The organism is Streptomyces sp. NPDC090798 (assembly GCF_044768965.1).
Lineage (GTDB): Bacteria > Actinomycetota > Actinomycetes > Streptomycetales > Streptomycetaceae > Streptomyces.
Genome location: NZ_JBIVXA010000008.1, coordinates 345255 through 363808 on the forward strand (window position 1 = coordinate 345255; position 18554 = coordinate 363808).

14 protein-coding genes, 1 pseudogene and 1 riboswitch are annotated in these 18554 nt (G+C 72.4%); of the genes and pseudogenes, 10 read left to right on the top strand and 5 right to left on the bottom strand.

The window, feature by feature from the left end; all coding sequences use genetic code 11:
• Nucleotides 1-2: 2 nt before the first annotated feature.
• The gene (locus ACIQTP_RS20240) at nt 3-1460 is read right to left on the bottom strand and encodes an aldehyde dehydrogenase (protein WP_403401486.1); all 1458 of its coding nucleotides are present in this window, start codon (nt 1458-1460) and stop codon (nt 3-5) included.
• A gap of 179 nt (nt 1461-1639) precedes the next feature.
• On the opposite strand from ACIQTP_RS20240, the gene ACIQTP_RS20245 reads away from it, so the two are divergent.
• Entirely contained in the window at nt 1640-2677 is a 1038-nt protein-coding gene (locus tag ACIQTP_RS20245; protein ID WP_403401488.1) for an MBL fold metallo-hydrolase, read from the top strand.
• Nucleotides 2678-2781: 104 nt separating this feature from the next.
• Nucleotides 2782-2952: pseudogene (locus ACIQTP_RS20250) on the top strand (nuclear transport factor 2 family protein); the annotation flags it as partial.
• On the opposite strand, the gene ACIQTP_RS20255 reads toward ACIQTP_RS20250, so the two are convergent.
• Nucleotides 2931-5018, bottom strand: a complete 2088-nt coding sequence (locus ACIQTP_RS20255; RefSeq protein ID WP_403401489.1) for an ATP-binding protein — start codon at nt 5016-5018, stop codon at nt 2931-2933. The pseudogene ACIQTP_RS20250 and the gene ACIQTP_RS20255 overlap by 22 nt on opposite strands.
• Before the next feature lie 286 nt (nt 5019-5304).
• Between ACIQTP_RS20255 and ACIQTP_RS20260 the strand changes: the two genes are divergently transcribed.
• A complete protein-coding gene (locus tag ACIQTP_RS20260; protein ID WP_403401491.1) occupies nt 5305-6333 on the top strand; it encodes a PP2C family protein-serine/threonine phosphatase in 1029 nt (342 codons plus the stop codon).
• Between the two features lie 12 nt (nt 6334-6345).
• On the opposite strand, the gene ACIQTP_RS20265 is transcribed toward ACIQTP_RS20260, so the two are convergent.
• Entirely contained in the window at nt 6346-7512 is a 1167-nt protein-coding gene (locus ACIQTP_RS20265) for a M48 family metallopeptidase (RefSeq protein ID WP_403401493.1), read from the bottom strand.
• Nucleotides 7513-7746: 234 nt separating this feature from the next.
• A riboswitch (cobalamin riboswitch) is annotated at nt 7747-7877 on the top strand.
• Nucleotides 7878-7988: 111 nt separating this feature from the next.
• On the opposite strand from ACIQTP_RS20265, the gene ACIQTP_RS20270 reads away from it, so the two are divergent.
• From ACIQTP_RS20270 to ACIQTP_RS20295, 6 genes are all read left to right on the top strand, one after another.
• A complete protein-coding gene (locus ACIQTP_RS20270) occupies nt 7989-9227 on the top strand; it encodes a prenyltransferase/squalene oxidase repeat-containing protein (protein ID WP_403401495.1) in 1239 nt (412 codons plus the stop codon).
• Nucleotides 9224-9895, top strand: coding sequence for an SCO2322 family protein (locus ACIQTP_RS20275; protein ID WP_403401497.1), 672 nt, complete (start codon nt 9224-9226; stop codon nt 9893-9895). The genes ACIQTP_RS20270 and ACIQTP_RS20275 overlap by 4 nt, the downstream gene beginning before the upstream one ends.
• A gap of 15 nt (nt 9896-9910) precedes the next feature.
• Entirely contained in the window at nt 9911-11026 is a 1116-nt protein-coding gene (locus tag ACIQTP_RS20280; RefSeq protein ID WP_403401499.1) for a CbiQ family ECF transporter T component, read from the top strand.
• Nucleotides 11023-12651: an ABC transporter ATP-binding protein gene (locus ACIQTP_RS20285; RefSeq protein ID WP_403401501.1), complete on the top strand. Its 1629-nt coding sequence runs from the start codon at nt 11023-11025 to the stop codon at nt 12649-12651. Before ACIQTP_RS20280 ends, ACIQTP_RS20285 begins: the two co-directional genes overlap by 4 nt.
• Nucleotides 12648-13469 (top strand): ECF transporter S component, encoded by an 822-nt coding sequence (locus ACIQTP_RS20290; RefSeq protein ID WP_403401503.1) that lies wholly within the window; start codon nt 12648-12650, stop codon nt 13467-13469. Before ACIQTP_RS20285 ends, ACIQTP_RS20290 begins: the two co-directional genes overlap by 4 nt.
• A gap of 377 nt (nt 13470-13846) precedes the next feature.
• Nucleotides 13847-14263, top strand: coding sequence for a transglycosylase SLT domain-containing protein (locus ACIQTP_RS20295; RefSeq protein ID WP_402036806.1), 417 nt, complete (start codon nt 13847-13849; stop codon nt 14261-14263).
• A gap of 135 nt (nt 14264-14398) precedes the next feature.
• Here the strand turns inward: ACIQTP_RS20295 and ACIQTP_RS20300 are convergent, their stop codons facing one another.
• Nucleotides 14399-16126: a PE-PGRS family protein gene (locus ACIQTP_RS20300; protein ID WP_403401505.1), complete on the bottom strand. Its 1728-nt coding sequence runs from the start codon at nt 16124-16126 to the stop codon at nt 14399-14401.
• A gap of 273 nt (nt 16127-16399) precedes the next feature.
• On the opposite strand from ACIQTP_RS20300, the gene ACIQTP_RS20305 reads away from it, so the two are divergent.
• Nucleotides 16400-17113: a YoaK family protein gene (locus tag ACIQTP_RS20305; protein ID WP_403401507.1), complete on the top strand. Its 714-nt coding sequence runs from the start codon at nt 16400-16402 to the stop codon at nt 17111-17113.
• Nucleotides 17114-17179: 66 nt separating this feature from the next.
• On the opposite strand, the gene ACIQTP_RS20310 is transcribed toward ACIQTP_RS20305, so the two are convergent.
• Nucleotides 17180-18460, bottom strand: coding sequence for an esterase/lipase family protein (locus tag ACIQTP_RS20310; protein WP_403401508.1), 1281 nt, complete (start codon nt 18458-18460; stop codon nt 17180-17182).
• Between the last annotated feature and the right edge of the window lie 94 nt (nt 18461-18554).

The window sequence follows — 18554 nt, forward strand, 5'->3', positions numbered from 1 at the left end:
CCTCAGGCCTCCCAGCCGGCCGGCAGGTGGATCATCTTGTGCTCCAGGAACTCGCCGTACCCCTCGGGCCCGAACTCCCGCCCCAGCCCCGAGTTCTTGTAGCCGCCGAAGGGGCCGAGCATGTCGAGGCTGAAGGTGTTCACGGAGTACGTGCCGGTACGGACCTGCCGCGCGACGTCGACGCCGTGCGCGACGTCCGCCGTCCAGACGCTGCCGCTCAGCCCGTAGTCGGAGTCGTTGGCGATCTTCACGGCCTCGTCCTCGTCGCCGTACGGGAGGAGGCAGATCACCGGCCCGAAGATCTCCTCCCGGGCGATCCGCATGGAGTTGTCGACGTCTCCGAAGAGGGTCGGCTCGACGTACCAGCCCCGGTCGAGCCCGTGCGGACGACCACCGCCGGTGAGGATCTTGGCGCCTTCCTCCTGGCCGATGCGGATGTAGTCGAGGTTGCGCCGCTGCTGGCGCCTGGCGACCAGCGGGCCGACCTGGGTGGCCGGGTCCAGCGGGTCCCCGACGACCAGTGCGCCCGCCGCCGCGGCGAAGGCGTCCGCGAACTCGTCGTAGCGTGAGCGCGGCAGCAGGATCCGGGTCTGCGCGACGCACGCCTGCCCGTTGTTCATCCAGGCCGCCGAGACGATTCCGGGGACGGCGGTGGCGAGGTCCGCGTCCGGCAGGACCACCGCCGCCGACTTCCCGCCCAGCTCCAGCGTCACGCGGGTGAGGTTGCGCGAGGCCACCTCCATCACACGCCGGCCGGCCGCGACCGATCCGGTGAAGGAGACCTTGTCGATGCCGGGGTGTCCGACCAGGTACTCGCTGATCTCGCGGTCGGCGGGCAGGATCGACAGGACGCCCTCCGGCAGCCCGGCCTCCTTCGCGATCTCGCCCAGCAGATAGGCGTCCAGGGGCGATTCCGGCGACGGCTTCAGTACGGCCGTGCAGCCGGTCAGCAGCGCGGGCGCGAGCTTGGCGGCCGCCACGAACTGCGGCACGTTCCACGGCACCACGGCCGCGACCACGCCCACCGGCTCGCGCCGCACGAGGATCCGCCCGAGGACGCCGTCGCGTGTCTCCTCGTACGTGAAGTTCCGCGCGACCGTGAGCGCCGCGTCCCACACCATCATCGCGCCGAGGGCCTGCGCGAGGACGCTCCAGGAGTACGGGGAGCCGTTCTGCGAGGAGATGACCCGGGCGATCTCCTCGTGCCGTACAGCGATCCCGTCCTTGATCCGGGTGACGACCTCGATCCGCTCGTCGAGGCTCATCCGGGGCCATGGGCCTTCGTCGAACGCCCGGCGCGCGACGGCGACCGCCCGGTCCACGTCCTCGGTCGACGCGTGCGGGACGCGTCCGATGACCTCCTCGGTGTGCGGCGAGATCACCTCGATGACGTCCTTGCCCAGGGGGTCCGTCAACTCCCCGCCTATGAACAGCTGTCCGTGCTCCACGAGCTCGGTCATGGCCGACCGCCTCCCTGGTTTCTGACGCTTCATCAGATATGAGAACTGATACCAGCTCCGGTCGGCGGAGTCCACGGCCCGGACCCATGACTCGCGCACCGCTCAGAACGGTTGGTTCGAGCACCCAATGGAATCGGTTCTAGTTATAGTTGCGAGAACACGGCGATTGGTGGGAACCCATGACGCAGGTGACCGATCACGGCGGGGGCGTACGGTCGATCAGGGTCCCCATCCCCGACAACCCGCTCGGATCGACGCTGGTCCATCTCGTCGACACCGACCTGGGCCCCGTGCTGATCGACACCGGCTGGGACGACCCGGCCTCCTGGGACGCCCTCGCCGCCGGGCTCACCGCCTGCGGCGTCTCCGTCGCCGAGGTGCACGGCGTGGTCATCACCCACCACCACCCCGACCACCACGGTCTGTCGGGGAAGGTGCGGGAGGCGTCCGGGGCGTGGATCGCGATGCACGCGCTGGACACCGCGATCGTGCGGCGGACCCGGGAGAACCGGCCCGACCGCTGGTTCTCCTACATGGCGGACAAGCTGGCGTCCTCGGGCGCCCCCGAGGAGCACGTGGCCCTGCTGCGCGAGGCCCGCACGGCCCGGCTCTCCACCGGGCTGCCCGCCTTCGCACCCGCGCTCCCCGACCGTGAGATCGTCCCCGGCGAGCTCCTCGACCTGGTGGGCCGCCGCCTGCGCGCGATCTGGACCCCGGGCCACACGCCCGGCCACGTCTGCCTCCACCTGGAGGAGACCCACCCGGCCGCTCTCCCCGGCAACGGCCGCCTCTTCTCCGGCGACCACCTGCTCCCGCGGATCACCCCGCACATCGGCCTGTACGAGGATCCCGACGACGCCACCGTCGCCGATCCCCTCGGCGACTATCTGGACGCCCTGGAGCGCGTCGGCCGGCTGAACCCGGCCGAGGTGCTCCCGGCCCACCAGCACGCCTTCACCGACGCGCCCGGCCGCGTACGGGAGTTGCTCGCGCACCACGAGGACCGGCTCACCGGCCTGCTCGCCCTCCTGTCGGCCCCGCTCACCTCCTGGCAGCTCGCCGAGCGCATGGAGTGGAACCGCCCGTGGGACCAGATCCCCTTCGCCTCCCGCAACATCGCGGTGTCGGAGGCCGAGGCCCATGTGCGCCGCCTGGTGAAACTGGGCCGGGCGGAGGCGGTGACGGGGAGCGATCCGGTGACGTACGTGGCGCTGTGATGCGTCCGCGTTGCGCTGCAACGCGTTGGAGACGGCGGGCGCGGAGCTGATAGCAACGACTCATGGAGCATCTCGAACAGCCCGCCCTCGAACGGCTTCTCGCCTACCGGGTCGACGGCCACACCGGCGGCATGGTCCCGGCGGGTCCTCCCGTGCAGATCGGAGACTACGAGGACACCTTCCGAAGGGTCGACGGGCAGTGGCTGCTCTCGGCCCGCACCCTCTTCCTGCCGTTCGGCGGCCCCACCCCCCGTCACCGACCCTCCGCCGCGTAGTCGAGCCCCTCCTCGTACGGCATCCCGAGGCCCTCCTCGTACGCCGCGCGGTAGGCGCTGTCGCCGATCTCGGCGCGGATGCGGAGTTCGTGGGAACGGCGGGTGGCGAGGAGGTCGGGTGAGTCCATCTGGGCCCGGCCGGTGAGTTCCCAGACGCGTTCGCCGACGCCGAGGAGGCGGGCGGCGCGCAGGCCGTCGCCGGCCGCGACGACCGCGGCGGCCAGGACGTCCAGCGCCATGGCCGCGCCGACGGTGTTGTGCAGCAGACCGTGCCCGACGAGCGCGGTGCGGGCGTTGTCGACGGCGGCGCGGACCTCGCCGCGGGCCAGGTCCGTCTGGGCGACGATCCCGTCGGCGAAGGCGCCCACCCACGACTCCCCGCACTCCACGCTGGCCTCGCGCACCTCCTCGGCCACCGTCCGCGCCCGGTCGTGGTCGCCGCGCAGCAGGTGCGAGTAGGACAGCGCCACCCGGACCTGGAGCTGGGCGGCCCCGAACCCGTCCTGCCTGATGGGCAGTCGGGGCGTGGCGGACAGCACGTCGATCGCTTCGCCCAGCCGGCCGCTCAGTGCCAGCTGGCCGCCGGTGAGGTAGGCGGCGGCCACCACGGCCACCGGGTCGGCCTGGGTGTCCGCCGCGTCCGTGCAGCGCTCGGCCCAGTCCGCCGCGACCTCCAGGTCGCCCTGGAGCAGCGCCACCGCGCCGCGTGCCCACAGGGCACGGGTGCGGTCGGGTCCGGGCGGCGGGTCGGCGGCGAGCGCGAGGTCCAGGCAGTGCTGGGCGTCGCGCAGGGAGCCGCAGTGCCGCCACAGGAAGCCGAGGTCGGCCGCCATCCCCAGGGCGATCCGGCGGTCGGGGTCGGTGAGCGCGCAGTCCATCGCGGCGCGCAGGTTGGCGTGTTCGGTGAGGGTGCGTTCGCACCAGGCGACCTGCCGTCCGGTGTTCCACTCGGTCCATCCCTGGCGGACCAGCCGCCGGAAGTGGTCGCGGTGGCGCAGCCTTACGGCGTGTTCCTCGCCGAGGGCGCGCAGCCAGTCGGCGCCGAACTCCCTGACGGTGTCGAGGAGTCGGAAGCGGGCCGGGTCGGTGCGGTGGCGCTGCACGATGGACTGCTCGACGAGCCGGGCGAGCAGTGCGGCGATCCGCCCGGCGGGCAGCGGGCCGCCCGCGCAGATCTCCTCGGCGGCGCCCACGCAGAAGCCGCCCGCGAACACCGAGAGCCGGGCCCACAGCAGCCGCTCCAGCGGTGCGCACAGTTCGTGACTCCAGCCGATCGCCGTGCGCAGTGTCTGGTGGCGTGGCGGTCCGGCGACGTCGGGCGGGGCGCTGAGCAGGTCGAGCCGGGACGGCAGGCGTTCGCCGAGCCGGCCGTGGAGCTGGGCCAGGGACAGTTCGGACAGCCGGGCGGCGGCGAGTTCGAGGGCGAGCGGGATGCCGTCGAGGCGGCGGCAGACGGCCTCCACGGTGGGGCGGTTGGTGTCGTCGAGGGTGAACCCGGTGGTGGCGGCGCGGTCGGCGAACAGGGTGACCGCGTCGTCGGCGACCGGAAGCGGGTCCAGGGGCAGTACGAGTTCACCGGGCAGTCCGAGCGGTTCGCGGCTGGTGACGAGGACGCGCAGGCCGGGGAGGGCGGGCAGCAGGGTCTCGACGAGTGCGGCGCACTCCGTGAGGACGTGTTCGCAGGAGTCGAGGACCAGCAACAGCCTTTTGCCGTCCGCCCATTCGGCCACCACCTCGGTGACGGGGCCGGTGGACTGGTCGGTGAGCCGCAGCGCCTCCACGACGGCGAGACCGACCAGGCCCGCGGTGTGCAGGGGGGAGAGTTCCACCAGCCAGACTCCGTCGGGGTAGGCCTCCTGGACCCGGCCCAGGGCGCGCAGGGCGAGCCGGGTCTTGCCGACTCCGCCGACGCCGACGATGCTCAGGAGCCGGTGTATGCCCACCGAGGGATCCAACTCCGTTTCCAGCCAGCCCAGTTCCTCCCGCCGTCCGACGAAGCTGTGCGTCTCGGGCGGCAGATTGCCGGGGCCGGTCGGATGCGTCGGCTCGGTCGTCTTGTCGGACACGACGACCAGTCTGGACGGATCACCACCGGCTCCGGCGGGTGTCCGACAACTCGGACAGAAGAACGTCGGCACCACGACAGTTCCGGGCACCTTTCGACGAGATGCGATCAACTCCCTGTTGGTGGGGGTGCGGCGGTCGATGTTCGGAGATCGTCGGGGGATGGGCACGAAGGAGCAGGGGCAGCGAGATCGCCGAGAGCACCATGAAGACCAAGAAGAGCAAGGACATCAAGAACATCAAGAAGCCCAAGGACGTCAAACACGTCAGGAACAGCGGGAGCGGCGGATGCTGCTCGCCCCGCTCGTCATCTGCCTGCTGATCGCCGTACCGGATCTGCTCTTCGACCAGGTGCCGCCGCTCATCACCCTGCTGTTCATCGGCCCGCTGCTGGCCTGCGCCCGGCTCGGCGTCCGGCACACCGCGCTGGTGTGCTGCTGGTCGGCGGTCCTGGGCCTGGCCATGGGGATCGGCGACGACGCGGTGCCGAGCACCGGCTTCGGCATCCGCTGGGGCGGACTCCTCGTCGGCTGCGCGCTCACCGTGTACGCGGCCCGGCAGCGCGACCGCCTCCGCGACCGGCTGGCGCGGGCCCGTGAGGTGGCCCGGGTCACCCAGACGGCGATCCTGCGGCCCATCTCCCGCACCTTCGACGGCACCCGGGTCTGCACCCGGTACCACAGCGCCTCCCACGAATCGGCCGTCGGCGGCGACCTGTACGACGTGGCGGTGACGCCGTACGGCCTGCGGGTCCTCGTCGGCGACGTACGCGGCCACGGCGTCGAGGGGCTCCGCCTGTCCGCCGACACCATCACGGCCTTCCGTGAACTCGCCTACACCGCACCCGACCTGGCGACCCTCACCGCCGAACTCGACGCCCTCCTCACCCCCGAACTGGGCCCCGAGGACTTCGTCACCGCGGTGCTCGCCGAGTTCGCGCCCGGCGAGGTGCGGCTCGTCAACTGCGGCCATCCGCCCCCGCTGCGCTCCGGCCGGCGCATCGAACTCCTCGAACCCCTCGTCCCCACACCGCCGTTGGGGCTCGGTCCGGACCCGCACCAGTACCGCGTACGGCTCCAGCCCGGCGACCGGCTGCTCCTCTACACCGACGGCCTCACCGAGGCCCGTGACCCGGAGGGTGCCCCGTTCCCCCTCCTCGGCGAGGCGGCGCTCGCCCTGCGTGAGGCGCTCCCCGACGAGGCCCTGCGGTCCCTGCACGCCCGCCTGCTCGCCCACACCGGCACCGCCCTCGCCGACGATCTCGCGCTGGTGCTGTGCCAGCCCACGGAGGCGACGGTTCCGGCGCCAGTGCCGTGACCGACGCGTCTCCTACCGGGCGAGCACCTGGCGGGCGAGGCGGGCTCGGGACGGGGCCAGTTCGGTGTCGAGGGTGCGCTGTCGCTCGTCGTCCGTGACCACGGCGGCGGCCACGGCGGGTCTGGCGAGCAGGCAGGCCCGGCGCAGGTGAGTCGGCGGGTGGGTCGAGTCGACGCTGTGTCCGCGCAGGATTCCGGCGCGGCGCTGGCGCTCGTACTCGTGCGCGGGGATCGAGTCCACGTGAGCGGCCAGCTGGTCCCACAGATCGCGCCACGGCTCGCGACGCTCCGCGTCCTGGGTCCGGATCACCTGGCCGGCGTTGGACATGCGCAGCAGCAGGGTCTCCGCCGAGTCGGTCACGAGGAGGCGGTCCATGAGTGCCACGGCGGCTTCGGTGGAACCGGCGCGGGCCGCGGCGGCGTCGGCCAGGTACTCGGCGCGCTGTGTCGCGCGCATCGTCAGCTGGTCGAGCAGCATCAGCAGGCCCTGGGCGGCTCCGTAGGGCAGCAGATAGAGAACGTTGAGCACCATCTCGGGGACGGTGGGGTGAGAGATCGGGCGCATCAGATACCGCCACGTGGCGAGGGACTGGAGCGCGTTGGCGATGATCAGTCCGTGCCGGGTGTCCCCGTTGGCGTAGTGACCGAGTTCGTGTCCGAGCAGCGCGATCCGCTGTTGCGGAGTGGTGATCTCCCAGAGCCCGAGCCCGATGGTCAGCAGACGGCGTCGGCGCACTCCGTAGGTGGTCACGCTCGCGTTGACGTCGGTCGTCAGGGCGATGGCGTGGACCCCGGTCGTACCGACGACGGAGGCGATCTCGTCGACCAGGGCGAACAGCTCGGGCGCTTCGGCCCGGTGCAGCACGGGCGCGTCGTCCGGCAGCCGTCCGAAGCGGGGCCGAAGGAGCCAGGCCAGCAGGAGAAGGATCACTCCCACCACCGGCAGAGCGGTGCCCCAGCCGAGTGTCACCAGCAGGATGCCCGTGCCGAGCAGGGCGATCGTGGCACCGTGGATGGCCAGCGCGACGGCGTACGCCAGGACACCGGCCGTATCGCGGCGCGGACGCGGCGCGCCGTCGGCCGACACCTCGGCCAGCAGTGCCTCCCCGTGCTGCCGGGCCAGCGACCGCCGCAGTCCCTCCAGCCGCCCCGGTCTCTCTGCCGGCTCGCCGGGATCCACGTTCCATCCGCAGGCCGCACACCACGCCGTGAACCGCGGGTCGGTGCGAACCTCAGTGCTGCATTCCGGGCACGACTGAGCCCTCTCGTCCACAGTGCCGCGCATCCTCGTGTCCCCCTGGACTCCAAGTCCCCCCCGGGACCGGCGAATTCGACGTGTCCGAACAGAGCACGTCGTGAGCGCAGCATAGGCCCGCGAGGGGGCCCTCACAGCCACTCCTCAGGCGATTCCTACGGGCCGGTACAGTAAGCGGGTCGTCATCACACCCGTACGCGGAGAAGCCGGTGCAATTCCGGCGCTGACCCGCAACCGTGAGCCACCCAGCAGGCGTGGCGAGCCGGATCGCCTCGTCCGGGACGTGACCGGCTCGTGCCACCGGCAGCCCGTCGGTGGCCGGCACCGTCGAGGGATACGGGGCCGGAGCCGCTCGGGGCCAAGCCTGCGCCCGGTGCTGCCCGGCTTCCGCAGGGAGAGTCATGATTGTTCGCCGCAGCGCCGCGGTACTGGCCGCCACCGTAGTGATCGGTACGGCCCTGGCCCCGGCCGCCGTGGCCGAGGGCGCCTCGCCTTCGCCTTCCCCGGCGATACCCTCCGGCCTCTACGGCACCTCCGACCCCACCTACGACGGTGTCTGGCGGCAGTCCCTCGCGCTGCTCGCCCAGCACACCGTCGGTGTGAAGCCCGCGGCGAAGGCCGTCGACTGGCTGGCCGGGCAGCAGTGCGCGAACGGGGCGTTCGCGGCGTACCGCGCCGACGCGTCGGCGAAGTGCGACGCCAAGACGATGGCCGACACCAACAGCACCTCGGCGGCCGTGCAGGCCCTCGCCGCGCTCGGCGGCCAAGACGGCGAGACGGGCAAGGCCGTCGCCTGGCTGAAGTCCGTGCAGAACGAGGACGGCGGCTGGGGCTACACGGCGGGCGGCGCGAGCGACGCGAACTCCACGTCCGTGGTGATCGGGGCACTGGCGGCGGTGGGCACGAAGGCGGCGGACGTCTCCAAGGACGGCAAGTCGCCGTACGACGCCCTCGTGAAGCTGTCGATGCCGTGCGGCGGGGCCGACGCGGGCGCGTTCGCCTACCAGCCGGACAAGAAGGGCAAGCTCGCGGCCAACGCGGACGCGACGGCGGCGGCCGTGGTCGGAGCCCTGGGCAAGGGCCTCGCCGGTGAGCCCCTGAAGCCGGTGGCCGACCCCCTCTCCTGCAAGGCCGCCGACAGCCCCGAGCGCGCGGCCCAGAACGGTGCCGCGTACCTTGTCAAGGCGCTCGCCAAGGACCAGCACCTCACGTCGGTGATGCCCGGCGCCAAGAACCAGCCCGACTACGGCAACACGGCGGACGCGGTCGTCGCGCTCGCGACCGCCGGGCACGGCGACAAGGCGGCCGACGCGATGCGCTGGCTGGAGACCCACTCCGCGCAGTGGGCCGAGCAGGCCGGACCCGCCGCGTACGCGCAGCTCGTCCTCGCCGCCGACGCGGCGACGTTCGACCCGCGCGACTTCGGCGGCCAGGACCTCGTCAAGCAGCTCAACGCGACCGGCCCCGCGCCCGCGTCCCTCCCGGCCGGGCCCACGGCCTCCGCGTCCGCGTCCGCCGGGGAAGCCGCGAAGAAGGACGCCAGCGGCGTCAGCGTCTGGTGGATCATCGGCGTCGGTCTCGTCGGCGGCATCGGCATCGGCTTCCTGATCAGCGCCCGCAACAAGAAGCAGCAGCCGTGAGCCGCCGTCGGACGTGCGCGCTGGTCCTGTCCCTGCTCCTGCTCGTACTCGGCGGCGCGGGACAGGCCCAGGCCGTCGGCTACCGCTACTGGTCGTTCTGGGACCTGACCGGCGGGAAGTGGACGTACGCGACGCAGGGCCCGTCGACCACGCGGCCGTCCGACGGCGACGTACAGGGCTTCCGTTTCGCGGTGAGCGCGGACTCGCAGGACGCCTCCACGCCACGCGGCCACGCCGACTTCGTGTCCATCTGCGCGAAGACGCCCGCCCGGGCGGGCCACAAGCGGGTGGCCCTCGTCATCGACTCCGGCACGAGCGCGGACGCCCCGGGCGGCGAGACGCCGCCCGCACCGCGGACGGTCTGCGCCCGCGTCCCCGCCGACGCCACCACGGCCGAGGCCCTCGCGACGGTCGCCAAGCCCCTCCGCTACGACACCAACGCCCTCCTGTGCGCCATCGCGGGCTACCCCGAAACGGGCTGCGGCGACCAGGTCGCGACGTCACACACCGCGCCTTCCACCACCGCGAAAGCCAACACCACCGCCAACACCAAGGCCAATTCCGAGTCGCCCCGGCACGGCCCGTCGCTGGGCCTCCTGGCGGGAATCGCCGCGGTGGCGGCGCTCGGCGGGGCGGCGCTCTGGCAGACCCGCCGCCGCCGGCCCTGAGCACGGCGACCGACGATGACACGCGCGCCGAAGGCACACCGCTCCAACGCCCTCCCCCCAGGAGCCTGGTGGATCTGGGCCCTGGGCCTGGGAACCGCCGCCTCCCGCACCACCAACCCCCTCCTGCTCGCCCTCCTCATAGCCGTGGCCGGCTATGTGGTGGCCGCCCGCCGGACCGATGCACCCTGGGCCCGCTCCTACACCGCGTTCGTCAGACTCGGCATCGCCGTCCTCGGCATCCGGCTGGCGTTCGCCGTCTTCCTCGGCTCTCCCGTCCCCGGCACCCACCTCCTCGTCACCCTCCCCGAACTCCCCCTCCCCCACTGGGCCCAGGGCATCCGTGTCGGCGGCCGGGTCACCGCCGAGGGCCTGCTCTTCGCGCTGTACGACGGCCTGAAACTGGCCACGCTCCTCATCTGCGTCGGCGCGGCGAACGCCCTCGCGAACCCGGCGCGGCTGCTGAAGTCACTCCCGGGCGCCCTGTACGAGGCGGGCGTCGCGGTGGTCGTCGCGCTGACGTTCGCGCCGAACCTGATCGCGGACGGCCGGCGACTGCGCGCCGCCCGCCGTCTGCGGGGCCGCCCCGACCGTGGGCTGCGTGGCCTGCTGCACGTCGGACTCCCGGTCCTGGAGGGCGCGTTGGAGCGTTCGGTCACCCTCGCGGCGGCGATGGACGCCCGCGGCTACGGCCGCACCGCCGAGGTACCGCCCGCCGTCCGCCGTACGACCACCGCCCTGACGCTGGGCGGTCTGCTCGGCGTCTGCGCGGGCACGTACGGAGTGCTGACCGCCGCGGGCGGCACCTACGGCCTGCCCGTGCTGCTCGCCGGAGTGGCCGCGGCGCTCGGCGGGCTGTGGCTGGGCGGGCGCCGCTCGGTCCGTACGCGCTACCGCCCGGACGTGTGGGGCGTACGGGCCTGGCTGGTGGCGGGCTCCGGCGTCGCGGTCGCCGCCGGCCTGATCGTCTCCGCCGCGTACGACGCCGCGGCCCTGAGCCCCGGTGTCCTCCCGCTGAGCGCCCCCGCCCTGCCCCTGTGGCCCGCGGCGGCGATCCTGCTCGGCCTGCTCCCCGCCTTCGTGGCCCCGGCACCCCACTCGCGGGAACCCTCCACTCCCAAGGAACCCTCATGATCCGCTTCGAGGATGTCTCCGTGACGTACGACGGAGCTGTCGAACCCACCGTCCAGGGCGTGGACTTCGAGGTCCCGGAGGGGGAACTCGTCCTGCTCGTGGGGCCCTCCGGAGTCGGCAAGTCGACCGTGCTCGGCGCGGTCTCCGGTCTCGTGCCGCACTTCACGGGCGGCACCCTGCGCGGCCGGGTCACGGTCGCCGGACGGGACACCCGCACCCACAAACCGCGCGAGCTCGCGGACGTGGTCGGCACGGTGGGCCAGGACCCGCTGTCCCACTTCGTGACGGACACGGTCGAGGACGAACTCGCCTACGGCATGGAGTCGTTGGGCCTCGCGCCGGCCGTGATGCGCCGCCGTGTCGAGGAGACCCTGGACCTGCTGGGCCTGGCGGACCTCCGTGACCGCCCGATCGCCACGCTCTCCGGCGGCCAGCAGCAGCGCGTCGCCATCGGCTCGGTCCTGACCCCCCACCCGCGGGTCCTGGTCCTCGACGAGCCCACCTCGGCCCTGGACCCGGCCGCCGCCGAGGAGGTCCTCGCCGTCCTGCAACGCCTCGTCCACGACCTCGGCACGACCGTCCTCATGGCCGAACACCGCCTCGAACGCGTCATCCAGTACGCCGACCAGGTCGTCCTGCTTCCGTCCCCGGGCGCCGCGCCGACGCTCGGCGCCCCCTCCGAGATCATGGCCGTGTCCCCGGTGTACCCGCCGGTGGTGGACCTGGGCCGACTGGCCGGCTGGTCCCCGCTCCCCCTCACGGTGCGCGACGCACGGCGCAGGGCGGGGTCCCTGCGGGAGCGGCTCGTGGAACTCGTCCCCAGGCCGAGGACCCCGCAGCCGAGGACCGCGCAGCCGACAGTTCCGCGGGCGACGGCCCCGGCCTCGATCGAAGCCCTCGCCGTCCGCCACGGCCGCGTCGAGGCCCTCAGGCGCGTCGACCTCGCCACCGCCCCCGGCGAGATCATCGCGCTGATGGGCCGCAACGGGGCCGGGAAGTCCACCCTGCTCGGCGCGCTGGTCGGGCTGGTCGAACCGGCGGCCGGTTCGGTCCTGGTCGGGGGCGCGGTCCCGCACCGGACGGCGCCACGGGACCTCGTACGCCGGGTGGGTCTCGTACCGCAGGAACCGCGGGACCTGCTGTACGCCGACACGGTCGCCGCCGAGTGCGCGGCGGCAGACGAGGACGCGGCGGCCGAGCCCGGTACCTGCCGGGCCCTGGTGTCCGAGCTGCTGCCGGACATCGGGGACGACAGCCACCCCCGTGACCTGTCGGAGGGGCAGCGGCTGGCGCTCGCGCTGGCCGTCGTCCTGACGGCCCGCCCCCCTCTCCTGCTCCTCGACGAACCGACCCGCGGCCTGGACTACGCGGCGAAGGCCCGTCTGGTCACGGTCCTGCGCGGCCTGACCGCCGAGGGTCACGCGATCGTCCTGGCCACCCACGACGTGGAGCTCGCCGCCGAGCTCGCGCACCGGGTCGTCGTCCTCGCGGACGGCGAGATCGTCGCCGACGGCCCCACGGCCGAGGTGGTCGTCGCCTCCCCGTCCTTCGCCCCCCAGGTCACGAAGGTGCTCGCGCCGCAGCCGTGGCTCACGGTCACCCAGGTCAGGGAGGCCCTCTCATGACGACACCGGAGGTCCGGACCAGAGCCGTCCGTCTCGGCCCCCGCTCCCTCGCCGCCCTCTGCCTCGTGAGCGTCGTCGGGATCGCCGGGTTCGGCTGGCCGCTCTTCGCCGACCCCACCTCGCAGGTCGTCGCGCACGCCCAGGACGCGCCCTGGCTGTTCGCGGGGCTGCTGGTGCTGCTCGTCGCCGTCGTCACGGCGACGATCTCCGAGTCCGGGCTCGGCCCGAAGGCGGTGGCCATGCTCGGGGTGCTGGCCGCGACCGGCGCCGCGCTGCGGCCGATCGGCGCCGGGACGGCCGGGATCGAGCCGATGTTCTTCCTGATGGTGCTGAGCGGCCGGGTGCTCGGACCGGGGTTCGGGTTCGTGCTCGGGTCCGTGACCATGTTCTCCTCGGCGCTGCTCACGGGCGGGGTGGGTCCGTGGCTGCCGTTCCAGATGCTCGCGATGGGCTGGTTCACGATGGGCGCCGGGCTGTTGCCGGGCCCGGACCGGCTGCGCGGGCGCGGGGAACTCGCCCTGCTCGCGGTGTACGGGTTCTGCGCCGCGTTCGCGTACGGCACGGTCATGAATCTGGCCGGCTGGCCCTTCATGGGCGCGCTGGCCTCGAACGTCGCCTTCGACCCGCAGGCCGACGTGCCCGCCAACCTGGCCCGATTCCTCGCCTACTGCCTGGCCACCTCCCTCGGCTGGGACCTGGGCCGTGCCGTCGTCACCGTCGTGCTGACCCTCGCGCTCGGCGCGACCCTCCTCAAGGCGCTGCGCAGGGCGACACGGCGGGCCGCCTTTGAGACCCCGGTCACCTTCGAACCCCGGTGATGTGCGGCCCAGGTCACACCACTCGGACGCGTACCGTGGCCACCCGCACACCTTCTGTCAGTCGCGGCGTGAAGCACCCCATAGGACCCACGTCACATACGAAGCGGCTTCGTAGCACCAAAGGCATGTCATGCGCGCGTCGTCAACCCCTCTGACCTGGGGTTTGAGACCCAGGTCACACGAGGGACGTTTCCCCTAGATGCGACCACCACTAGTAAAAGGGGTCATTGCGGACGCCCCCCTGAGCCTGTTTCTCTGGAGCAGTCGCCAGGCGCCACGAGCCCACCCGGGCCGCGGCGCCGATGTACGCCTCCACCACACGTCGTGTGGAACAGGGCGCACCGCGACCGCCCTGTTTCCTAAGAAAGGTTCTCCGCGTGTCCGTCTCCTTCATCCGCAACATCGCCGCTTCCCCGAAGAAGGTCCTCACCACCGCCGCCGTGGCCGCCGCCGCCACCGGCATGGTCCTCGCCGCGGCCCCCGCTCAGGCCGCCACCGGCCAGGCCTCCTCCGCCCAGGCGATCGCGCACAAGATGATCCCGGACGCCGCGCAGTTCACCGCCTTCAGCAAGATCGTCGAGCACGAGAGCGGCTGGAACCCCAGCGCCACGAACTCCGCTTCCGGCGCCTACGGCCTGGTCCAGGCCCTGCCCGGCTCGAAGATGTCTGCCGCCGGTTCCGACTGGAAGTCGAACCCGGCCACCCAGATCAAGTGGGGGCTGGACTACATGAACTCGCGCTACGGCAGCCCGGCCGCCGCCTGGAACTTCTGGCAGGCCCACAACTGGTACTGAGCGGCCCACCGGTGACCACCGGCGCCCCGCGGCACCCGCATACGCGAAGGCGGCGGCCCCCCGATCCCCGGGGCCGCCGCCTTCGCCATGCCCATCGACCCGAGCGACCCGAGCGACCAGAGCGATCCAATGGATCTATTCGGCCTGCTCGGCCTGCTCATAGAAGTGCTGCCGCCGGCCGACGAGCCGCTCGTACATCTTCCGCTGCTCGGCGACGTCGTCCTTGTTCTTCTCCAGCTCGTCGAGCCACTCCCGCTTGATCTGGTCCAGGAACGCGCGCCAGTCCCCGCTTCCCTGGGCCTTCCCCAGCTCCCGCAGCTCCACCAGGCGCTCGTTGTGCTTCAGCCCGCCGGTGCCGACCTTGTCCCCCTTGTGACCGTGCAGGACCGACTCGGGGTTGGCCGTGGCCTCGGTGGACCGGGCGTTGTGCACATAGCCGACCGGGCTCTCGGCATGGGGTTTGATCGTCTCGATGCCGACCAGCAGGGAGCCGTCCTTGGCGGCGGTGGGCGGGGTGAGAATCAGCAGCATGTGGCCGTACGAGCCGTTCGGCAGGACCACGTCGCCGTTCCAGTCCTGCGAGCCGAACCCGCCGCCGGAGATGTCCATGCCCATGAGCTGCGGACGCTCGGGCCCGACATGGGGCACGGACGGCGTCAGAAAGTTCGTGACGGACGCGCCGATGCCGCCCTTCTCCTGGAACTTGCCCGGCTCGCCCCCCTCCTTGTTCTTCTCGATGGCGGTGCGGTGCGTGGCGAAATCACGCTTGTCGACGAAACCCGCGCGTCGCCCCTTGTCCGTGACGCCCAGGAAGTCCGTCAACGACTGGGGCGACTCGCCCGCGCGCAGGGCGGGGATGCGGATGTTGACCCGGCCGCCGTGGGCGAGCGCCCGTACGACGTCGCCCTCGCGGTAGTCGACATGCGCGGCCACTCCCGCCCCCGGGTCGTAGGTCTTCAGTCCGTGCTGGAGCAGGAGCAGGACGGAGGTGAAGACGTCACGGGCCTTCGCGTCCTTCGCCGCGTGCTTCACCGTCTCGGCCTTGTCCGCGTCGGGGTGGCGGCGTTCGGGCGGGAGTCCGGCCGGGTGCAGGGTGTCGACGGCGGTCTGCCGTATCTGCTCGTCCCGCTCGGCCCGCAGGGGCTGCTTCTCCTCGTCCGGGACCCCGGGAGCCTTGGTGGTCATGAAACGGCCGAGGGTGTAGTCCGGGGCGATCGGGGTGGGCGCGCCCGCCGGGCGCGTGCCCGGCGCGTTCCGCTGGAAGGCCAGGGTCGCGGCGAGGATGCGTTTGCCCGGAAGGTTCCGCAGCCAGTCCTTGTGGTCGCCCTTGATGTACTCCTCGGACTCCTTGAAGGTGCCGATACCCACCTTCGCGAGCCACTGGGGGTTCAGCTGGGAGAGCGTCCTGATGTCCTCCAGGTCCTGGGCTCCGAACAGCTCGCCGCTGATCACCCGCCGCTCCAGGGTGCGCTTCAGGCGCGCGGGCCCCTCCGGCATCCAGTGCTCCGGCCACCACGTGCCCGGCGCCAGGGGGTTCACCTTCATCTTCGCCACGACGACATGGCCCTCGATCGACCGGCTCAGCCGCGTGATCACGGCCGCGCCCCGGTCCTCCCGGCCGGACTCCTCGGCGGCGGGAGGCGCGCTCGTGCTCGCCTCACCCGCCCTCTGTACGGACACGGACGCCGCCCGGTTGCCGGCCGTGCGCTGGATCGCCGCCATCTCTGCGGGCGTCCTGGGCGTGGCGTCCGAGCCGGTCCGGGCCTGGTGGGGGCCCGGGGAGGCTGGGCGTGGCAGGGGCGCGGTGCGTACGGGTGATCCCGCCCGTGAGCGTCCGCCCTCGCCGTACTGCCGCCTGTCCATACGCCCCTCCACCCACCTCTTCATCCACCGGGCTCCCGCCGTACGCCCGAGCGCCCGCTTCCGTTGTCCCCAGAGGTATAAGGAGCCATGGTGACTCCGGGGCACACCCGGGCGGAAGGACACAGGGGGCACCGCGAAGGACCTCACGGGCACGGCTGCCCCAGGGGCGCGGCGCACCGGACGGACCCGCGAGGCGGCCCGGTGTCCGGCGGTCCCCCCGCGTCCGTGGTGGACTTGAGCACACCGTGCCTGCCACCTCCCACCGGAGCCCCCATGAGCGAACAGAACGCAGAGGGCGCCGAGAACACCGAGTCGCAGCCCCACGACCCCGAGGCGACCGGGGTGCGCCTAGTGGTGGTGCTGCTGTCGCTGACCGTGGTCAGCGGGCTGATCGACGCGGTGAGCTATCTCGGACTCGGGCACGTCTTCACGGCGAACATGACCGGCAACGTGGTGGTACTCGGCTTCGCCGCGGCCGGCGCCCCCGGCTTCTCGATCCCGCACACTTCGACCTCGCTGGCCTGCTTCCTGGTGGGCGCCGCGGCCGGGGGCCGGATCGCGGGGCGGTACGGCGGCGGCGGCTCACGCCGGACCTGGGCGCGGGTCACACTCATCGCGGAGGCGGTGTTCGTGGGCGCGTCCGCGGTGGTCGCCTTCGCCGCGCCGGGCGCCACCTCGACCACCTACGCCCTGATCGCCCTCACGGCCTTCGCCATGGGCCTGCGCAACGCGACGGTCCGCAAACTCGGGGTGCCGGACCTCACGACCACCGTTTTGACGATGACCCTGACCGGCCTCGCCTCCGACTCCGCGGCCGGCGACGGCTCGGGCCGCCACTCCCCCCGCCGCACGGCGGCCGTCGTCGCCATGCTGGCGGGCGCGACGCTCGGCGCATGGCTGGTGATCCACCACGGCCTGGGCCTCCCCCTGCTGCTCGCGGCAGTGCTGGCGGGCGTACTGGCGGTCGCGACTTCGGGGCGGGAATGAGGACGTCTCGGCCGCGGCAGCACCAGCGTGCTGCCGCGGCCGAGACCGTCACGGATACCGGCGGGACTATCGCCGGTCGAGTTCGCCGAGGAGCCAGGTGCACAGCTCTTCGGTGATCTTGGTGTGCTCCTCGTTCTGGGAGGCGCACAGGAACGCGTCGAGTTCGCTCTCGCTGGGGTCGAGGGCGTCGATGTCGGTGTTCAGCAGGGCGGTGGTGTCCACGTCGCGGACGGCCACCGCGCTGACCGAGGGCACGAAACAGATCTCGGGGACCGGGGCCACCGCGCTGCCGGGGATCAGCTTGTTGATGACGTTGGCGGCGATACCGAAGGAGGCCAGCGTCCCGCCGGGAGCGCCGTCGATCTCCGGGAACCCGTCGGTGGTGATCGTCTCGTCCTTGCCGAAGTTCGCCTTCAGTTCGGCGACCAGGGCGTCGTCACCCTCGGACTGGGTGTAGATGGTGGTGCCGGGGAACAGAATCCCGGTGGCGCGGAACGCCTCCGCGCCGGGCGCGATCCCCGTGCCCCGGCCGTTCCCGGTGCCGTTGGCGACGCCGATCTTCCGCGGTCGCGTCGGCCAGCCGCCGACGCGGTCCAGGGCGGCGAGGAAGTCGGAGCGGGCCTTGTCCTGCCCGGGAGTGCCGTCCACCGTCTCGATGTGCCGCCACATCAGCTCGCGCGAGGCCGGACTGTTGATCTGGTCCGACAGCGCGCTGTTGGCCGGGTTGCCGCGCTTGATGTAATGCGCGAACGCCTGCAGACCGATCGGCACCCACGCGCCGCGGTGGGGGCTGTCGTAGGAGAAGTACATCCCGGTCTGGTGGTCCATCTTCTGGGTCTCCATGCGCGCCAGGGCATAGCGCGTGACCAGACCGCCCATGCTGAACCCGCCGACCACCAGCGGTTCGTTGCCCGTGCGCTCGTCGATCAGCCTCGTGATCGCCTCGATCACGTACCCGGCGTTGTCGAGGATCGACGCGGAGCGCTCCCCGTAGCCGAAGATGACCGCGTCCCGCCCGCGCTCGTGCAACTGGCTCATCAGCGGGTACTCGCCCCGCTCGAAGCCGTCGTAGAGCTCGTCCAGGCTGCTGGGCCCCATGTTGAAGCCGTCGGACATCAGCACCGGCCGCCGCACACCGCTGTGGCCCTTGCCGTAGTACACCCAGGCGGTGCCGTCGTAGACCGGCACGTAGTCTTTCTGGCCCTCCTCATGAGGGTTCAGGTGACGGCCGAAGTGCCACGTCTCGTCCGGTGCCGGGGCCGCCGGCGGCTTCGGCTGGTCCAGCGGGGCGACCAGGCCGATCGAACCGACGAACTGCTGCTCGCGGGCTGCCTTCTCATTGCTCACTGCGGTTGGTCCCCTTCCTTCGGGCCGCACGAAGACCCCGGGGACATACGCCCCCGGGGCCGTGCGACTTGGATGTGAGGCTCATCATCAGGGG

What these genes read in the sequence shown, in the direction of transcription:
- ACIQTP_RS20260 (WP_403401491.1), top strand. Translation starts at nt 5,305, where the DNA reads ATGCTGCTCGCCCCGCTCGTCATCTGCCTGCTGATCGCCGTACCGGAT.
- ACIQTP_RS20270 (WP_403401495.1), top strand. Translation starts at nt 7,989, where the DNA reads ATGATTGTTCGCCGCAGCGCCGCGGTACTGGCCGCCACCGTAGTGATC.
- ACIQTP_RS20245 (WP_403401488.1), top strand. Translation starts at nt 1,640, where the DNA reads ATGACGCAGGTGACCGATCACGGCGGGGGCGTACGGTCGATCAGGGTC.
- ACIQTP_RS20280 (WP_403401499.1), top strand. Translation starts at nt 9,911, where the DNA reads ATGACACGCGCGCCGAAGGCACACCGCTCCAACGCCCTCCCCCCAGGA.
- ACIQTP_RS20285 (WP_403401501.1), top strand. Translation starts at nt 11,023, where the DNA reads ATGATCCGCTTCGAGGATGTCTCCGTGACGTACGACGGAGCTGTCGAA.
- ACIQTP_RS20305 (WP_403401507.1), top strand. Translation starts at nt 16,400, where the DNA reads ATGAGCGAACAGAACGCAGAGGGCGCCGAGAACACCGAGTCGCAGCCC.
- ACIQTP_RS20240 (WP_403401486.1), bottom strand. Translation starts at nt 1,460, where the DNA reads ATGACCGAGCTCGTGGAGCACGGACAGCTGTTCATAGGCGGGGAGTTG.
- ACIQTP_RS20290 (WP_403401503.1), top strand. Translation starts at nt 12,648, where the DNA reads ATGACGACACCGGAGGTCCGGACCAGAGCCGTCCGTCTCGGCCCCCGC.
- ACIQTP_RS20300 (WP_403401505.1), bottom strand. Translation starts at nt 16,126, where the DNA reads ATGGACAGGCGGCAGTACGGCGAGGGCGGACGCTCACGGGCGGGATCA.